This is a genomic window from Clostridium sartagoforme, assembly GCF_004794105.1.
Classification (GTDB): Bacteria; Bacillota; Clostridia; order Clostridiales; family Clostridiaceae; genus Clostridium; species Clostridium sartagoforme_B.
The window spans coordinates 1-1,233 of sequence record NZ_SRYR01000029.1 but is presented as its reverse complement, the minus strand read 5'-3'; the positions used below and the strand labels follow the sequence as shown (position 1 = coordinate 1,233).

The 1,233-nt window shown below is 30.8% G+C and carries 1 protein-coding gene; it reads left to right on the top strand.

Annotated elements, in window-relative coordinates:
• The coding region (locus E5347_RS16700; RefSeq protein ID WP_168354989.1) for a serine hydrolase at positions 1-1,233 on the top strand (1,233 nt) is incomplete at both ends.

Sequence of the window (1,233 nt, the reverse complement as noted above, 5' to 3'; positions counted from 1 at the left end):
TATTTGCAAATGCATCTGACTTAGCTAAGTTAGCTCAAGTTATGCTTAATGATGGTGGATATGGAAATAATAAATTCTTTAATAAGAATACTATTGAAGAATTTACTAAGAGAAAATCATCTAGCCCTACTTGGGGATTAGGCTGGTGGAGACAAGGCGATAACGGTAGAGTATGGTACTTTGGAACACAAGCTTCAAGTAACACATATGGACACCAAGGATGGACAGGAACATTAACAGTTATAGATCCTGAAAGTAATTTAGTAGTTGTTTTATTAACTAATAAAATTAATTCACCAGTTATTGATAATACTAAGAATGCTAATACATTCTTCGGAAACAAATTTACTACTGCAACCCTTGGTACAATACCAACACTTGTTTATGAATCTATAGAGCATGGTAATAAAGAAGCAATAGATGCTAATTTAAAAACTATGGTAACAGAAAAATTAAAACTATATAATCCTTCAAATTATCAAGGAGAAGCTGTTTTAAAAGCTGCATATTCTGTAGTTGATACAATGGTTACAAGAGCAGAAGAACGTAAGGTTAAATCTACTATTGATTATGCTTATGAGGCAATAGAAGAAATAAGTAAAGTAGATACAGATAAAACTATCATTAATGAATTAAAGGCTAGGGTAGATAGCATAAAAGCTATTGATGAAGCAGAAAGAGATTTATCTAATATTTCTACAGAAAAGTTATCTGAGGTTCCAGATGCTGATTGGCAAGCAGATATATCTTTCCCTGATTGTCTGAACCGTGTAGATGATACATTAATAGTAAATAATATGTATACATTCAATGGATACGAAAATCAAGGAAAACTATATATTAAAGCTGAACCTGGGGTTACATCAGCAAGAATATTTATAAATGGATTTGAAATGGATACAAGTGAAATTTGTAATAATTCTGGAAGTACTTTTGTTGTTGACTACTCTAAGGTAGCAAATAATGGAAGAAATACTATTCAAGTTACAAATATAGAGCCAAATAATACTGCTATTAAGGGCGGAATATCTGTAAAAATACCATATCCAGAAGTAATTGAAGGTAGTGCTGATTCAGTTGGAATGAATCAAAATACTTTAGATTTAATTGATACTTTAATTAATAATGATGTTAAGTATGGATTTACAAGTGCTCAATTAGCTGTTATTAAAGACGGGGTTATGGTTAAGAACAGTGCATATGGAAAGACTAATTCTTATAATCAAGATGGTA